A 4145-nucleotide genomic window follows, 5' to 3' on the forward strand; every position below is an offset into this window, starting at 1 on the left:
GTCTTTGGATTGGCCGGAGTATTTATATCACTTCTCGGCAACAGCCCTATATTATTAATATTTTCTGTTTTATTCGGCTTATTAATACCAAGCATTTTCTTAGCCTTTGTTTACCATATTTTTTGGTTTATTTGGCAAAAGCCTAAATTATCTAATAAATTACCTAAATGGATACCTACCTTGAATAGTTTATGGGCAGGTTTTTATGGCACAGTGGTTATGGGATTATCTTTTATGCTAATCCTAACTATTTTCTCAGAATTAGCTTTTTTTAATTGCAACTTGTACAATAAAATACCAGAATATTTTAATGGTTGTACAGGGCATTTAACAGGACGTGCAACAAAGGGAATTTTTTACAGCATTGAAAATAATGATTTTTTAAGTCAACGTTGGTTCATGATTTGGATGTTCACTGCCGCATATCTCTACCAATTAGAACACTTAGTAGTAAACCGCTTAATTCCACACCTGAAACTTCTAGCCCAAAATTTACAAACTAAACGTAAAAGCTACAGTATTGATCGCACAGATTTAGAAATTGACAGATTGCGTGGTGATATGGGGCTAACCCAAATCAAAAAAGGGAAAAAGCAGCATTTACTTATACTCTCGTTATCTCAAGATAATTCTCAAAATCCTAAAAATATCAAGAAAAAACTGTTTATAATTATGCTCATTCCTTTGGTTTCTATGGGAATATATTTATCAGCAAAAATTCCTAAAACAAAAGAAAAATTCCCAACTTCTATAGCTTCTCCAGTTACTTCGGCAAGTCCATTTATAACAGCATTTACGCCTCAAACTGATACATTCCGAGAGGCTGTTAATAAAGCAATAAGTGCTGCCAAACTAACCCAGCTAGCAAAATCTCCAGATGAGTGGAAGACAGTTGTGAGTCATTGGGAAGGTGCGATCGCACTTATGAAAACTGTGCCATCTTCTAACCCAAATTATGTAGTAGCCCAGCAAAAAATCAAAGAATATCAGATAAATCTCAACTACGCTGAGAAAAATGCTGTCGCTGGCAAGTAGCGCGATCGCACCTCAAAGCTAAACTAGAAAAAGGAGTGCGCTCACTCGACTATCCGTATCAAAATAAAACCCTATGAAGACCAAAACATTAACTGCCATTCTTCACAAAGAAGAAGATATGTATGTTGCTGAATGTCCTGAAGTCGGAACGGTTGACCAAGGTGAAACAATTGAAGAAGCTCTCGCTAATCTTAAAGAAGCTACAAGGCTATATCTAGAAGAATGTCCTTTACTTGACACTGATACTAGTCCGAGATTTGTAACAAGCATAGAAGTCAGCTATGCCTAGATTGCCAAGAATATCAGGCAGTGAGGCAATTCGTGCATTAGAGCGTTTAGAATTTATTCAAACTAGACAAACTGGTAGTCATGTTGTACTTAAAAAACCAACTCTCGAAGGAGAAATTGTTTGTGTTGTACCACTACACCGCGAGTTAAAAGTTGGTACACCCAGTGGTGTTCTGAAGCAAGCAAAGGTTACACCAGAAGAGTTTATAGACAATTTGTGAGCGCGTAGGCGTAGCCCGCCGTAGGCATCGCTCTTATTTTTACCTATCCTGATGAAATGTGATGGATTTATCCTTTAGAAGGATATCCGGTTAATTCTCCCTAGCTAAAATTTTATAATAAAAGTTATTTCGCACCCGAAGCCAATCATGACAGAAGGAAAAACGCGGCGTAATTTCCTAATTACTAGCATTGCTGTAACTGGAGGTATTGTGGCAACTAATACTTTTGGGCAAAATACTACCAACACTGCAACACCGCCAACAAATATGCCGGAACGAGTACTAGGACGCACGAAAGTAAATCTGCCTATCTTCGGATTTGGAGCAGGACAAATGCCACTATCCGGCGGCGAAGGAAAAGAGGGTGATGCTACGGCAATTATTCAAAGAGCGCTGGAACTTGGCATTCGCTACTTTGATACAGCAGCTAGTTATGGACCGAGTGAAGATTATTTAGGCAAAGTGCTACCACCCCATCGCTCAAAGCTGTTTCTAGCAAGCAAGACCGATAAAAGAGATCGGGATGGTGCATGGCGAGAATTGGAGCGATCGCTAAAACGTCTCAATACAGATTATCTCGATTTGTGGCAGTTGCATCACGTCTCTTTTTCTGAAGAACTCGATATCATCTTTAGTCCATCTGGCGCAATTAAAGCTTTAGAAGAAGCCATAGAACAAAAACTGGTGCGCTTCGCAGGTATTACCGGACATCACGACCCTCAATTAATTGCTGAAGGGTTACGTCGCTATCCTTTCCACACTACACTGATTCCTGTAAATGCTGCCGACAAACACCACCCACGTCCATTTATTCCAGTGGTTTTACCAGTTGCTCAAGAAAAAAATGTCGGTGTGATTGCGATGAAAGTCCCTGCTTATGGTCGGCTATTTAAACCAGGTGGGTTGACAGGTATGGAGCAAGCTTTAGGTTACACAATGTCTCAGCCTGGAGTTCATTGTTGTGTAATTGCAGCAGAGACGGTTGCACAATTAGAGAATAATGTCAAGATAGCGCAGGCTTTTGTACCTCTGAAGGAGCAAGAATTGACAGCGATCGCTCAACGGACTGCTAATATCTGGGAAGATAGTACATTCTTCCGTGCTTGGACTTAGCCTAACTTGCACATATTACAGAGTGTATTCTTACTAATCACACTGATAATATTGTGCCGCTTGCGACATATTAAATTGTAGTAGCTTCTCCTCTGGCAACTTGTATTGCAAACTCGGCTTAAAAGGCGAAATATTCAAATTGCGAATAATTTCTGACGCTACAGCCTTTGCTAATAAGGGTGGTACAGAGTTACCAACTTGTCGAAATCCGTGCCATTTAGTTACATGAAATCTAAACCAATCGGGGTAAGAATGCAATCTCGCCGCTTCCCTGACGGTGATACAGCGCGGCGTAGATGGATGAATCGGTCTCGGAGATGTGAAAGAACCCCTATACTTATCTGTTCCGGCTCTTAAAGTATTACAGACACCACCAGGATGTAGCTTATGAAAACGACTAATTTTTTCTCTTTCGCCTTGTTGAGTCTCCTGAAAACGTTTAACAGTTTCCGCAGAATGTTTTGTTCTTAGACTTGAAGAGAGTATTCGCAAATCATATTCTCGTTTGTAAGAATAATCATCATTTAGGCATTTGATCCCGCGAAGTACAAGAGCATAGTTACTAGGCTTTTCGTAGTCTGCAACAACCCAATCTCTTGTTAGTAACTCTGGATATTTTTCTATTTCAGGTAAATCTCCAATTGCATCCCAGACTGTAGGACTCGATGGAATGTCGGATATTTTTTTAGAATTTAATTTATTTATTAAAGCTTGTTTAGTAATCGGCTGAGGGTATTTCGGTAACTCTACATCCTCCCTTGCACCTATCAGAAATAATCTCTCACGGGACTGTGGTACTCCGTAATTTGCAGCGTTGAGAATTTTATAATTTTCTTCTACTTTATAGCCGTGAATTCTAAACTCGCTAATTAATGTTTGGAGGATTTGTTTATGTTCGCCAACCGTTATCCCCCGGACATTTTCCATCACAAAGAATTTCGGTTTTAGTTCAAAAACCAGTCGATGAAAGTGAAATACCAAAGAGTTTCGAGGATCGTCAACAGCCCGTTTACCAATTAGGGAAAATCCTTGACATGGTGAGCCACAAATTACCACATCAATTTCGCGATCGCCAATCTCAGACCGATTTCTAATTTCTTCCCCGGTTGTATCCACAACACTTTTGCATAACACTGAGCAATAAGGGAAGTTAAACTCATGTGTTGCACAGTGGATCGGGTCGATTTCCACAGACGCCAGCACATCAAAACCAGCTTGCTCAAAGCCAAGAGTCATACCGCCCGCACCAGCGAATAAGTCAACTGCGATCGCTCTTTGTTTTTTCATCTCATAAGCCATGACACCCCAATCTAATTCGTAATTGATAATGACGCTCGCGGACTCGCTACCGCTACGCTAACGTAATTCGTAATTACCCTATGGATAAATGCGGGTTTCGGCAAAAATAGGTGGTTTGCACTTAATTTTACCCATAAATAAACTGATTGATTTTCTATTTTTAATTACGAATTACGAACTACAAATTAC

Annotated in this window: 4 protein-coding genes and 1 pseudogene; 4 read left to right on the forward strand and 1 reads right to left on the reverse strand. The window is 39.8% G+C overall.

Features of this window, described 5'->3' with window-relative positions:
- From IQ229_RS15935 to IQ229_RS15950, 4 genes and pseudogenes are all read left to right on the forward strand, one after another.
- A pseudogene (locus tag IQ229_RS15935) lies at positions 1-1035 on the forward strand (hypothetical protein); the annotation flags it as partial.
- A 73-nt stretch (positions 1036-1108) separates the two neighbouring features.
- Positions 1109-1324 (forward strand): type II toxin-antitoxin system HicB family antitoxin, encoded by a 216-nt coding sequence (locus IQ229_RS15940; RefSeq protein WP_194045281.1) that lies wholly within the window; start codon positions 1109-1111, stop codon positions 1322-1324.
- Positions 1317-1544, forward strand: a complete 228-nt coding sequence (locus tag IQ229_RS15945; protein ID WP_194045285.1) for a type II toxin-antitoxin system HicA family toxin — start codon at positions 1317-1319, stop codon at positions 1542-1544. Before IQ229_RS15940 ends, IQ229_RS15945 begins: the two co-directional genes overlap by 8 nt.
- A 147-nt stretch (positions 1545-1691) precedes the next feature.
- A complete protein-coding gene (locus tag IQ229_RS15950) occupies positions 1692-2657 on the forward strand; it encodes an aldo/keto reductase (protein WP_194045287.1) in 966 nt (321 codons plus the stop codon).
- Between the two features lie 33 nt (positions 2658-2690).
- Here IQ229_RS15950 and IQ229_RS15955 read toward each other — a convergent pair whose 3' ends face one another.
- A complete protein-coding gene (locus IQ229_RS15955) occupies positions 2691-3944 on the reverse strand; it encodes a DNA cytosine methyltransferase (RefSeq protein WP_409339938.1) in 1254 nt (417 codons plus the stop codon).
- Positions 3945-4145: the final 201 nt, after the last annotated feature.

Source organism: Nostoc cf. edaphicum LEGE 07299, assembly GCF_015207245.1.
Classification (GTDB): domain Bacteria; phylum Cyanobacteriota; class Cyanobacteriia; order Cyanobacteriales; family Nostocaceae; genus Nostoc; species Nostoc edaphicum_B.

Bases quoted from the DNA above. Each gene is read 5' to 3' on its own strand.
- IQ229_RS15940 (WP_194045281.1), top strand. From the start codon at position 1,109: ATGAAGACCAAAACATTAACTGCCATTCTTCACAAAGAAGAAGATATG.
- IQ229_RS15945 (WP_194045285.1), top strand. From the start codon at position 1,317: ATGCCTAGATTGCCAAGAATATCAGGCAGTGAGGCAATTCGTGCATTA.
- IQ229_RS15950 (WP_194045287.1), top strand. From the start codon at position 1,692: ATGACAGAAGGAAAAACGCGGCGTAATTTCCTAATTACTAGCATTGCT.
- IQ229_RS15955 (WP_409339938.1), bottom strand. From the start codon at position 3,944: ATGAAAAAACAAAGAGCGATCGCAGTTGACTTATTCGCTGGTGCGGGC.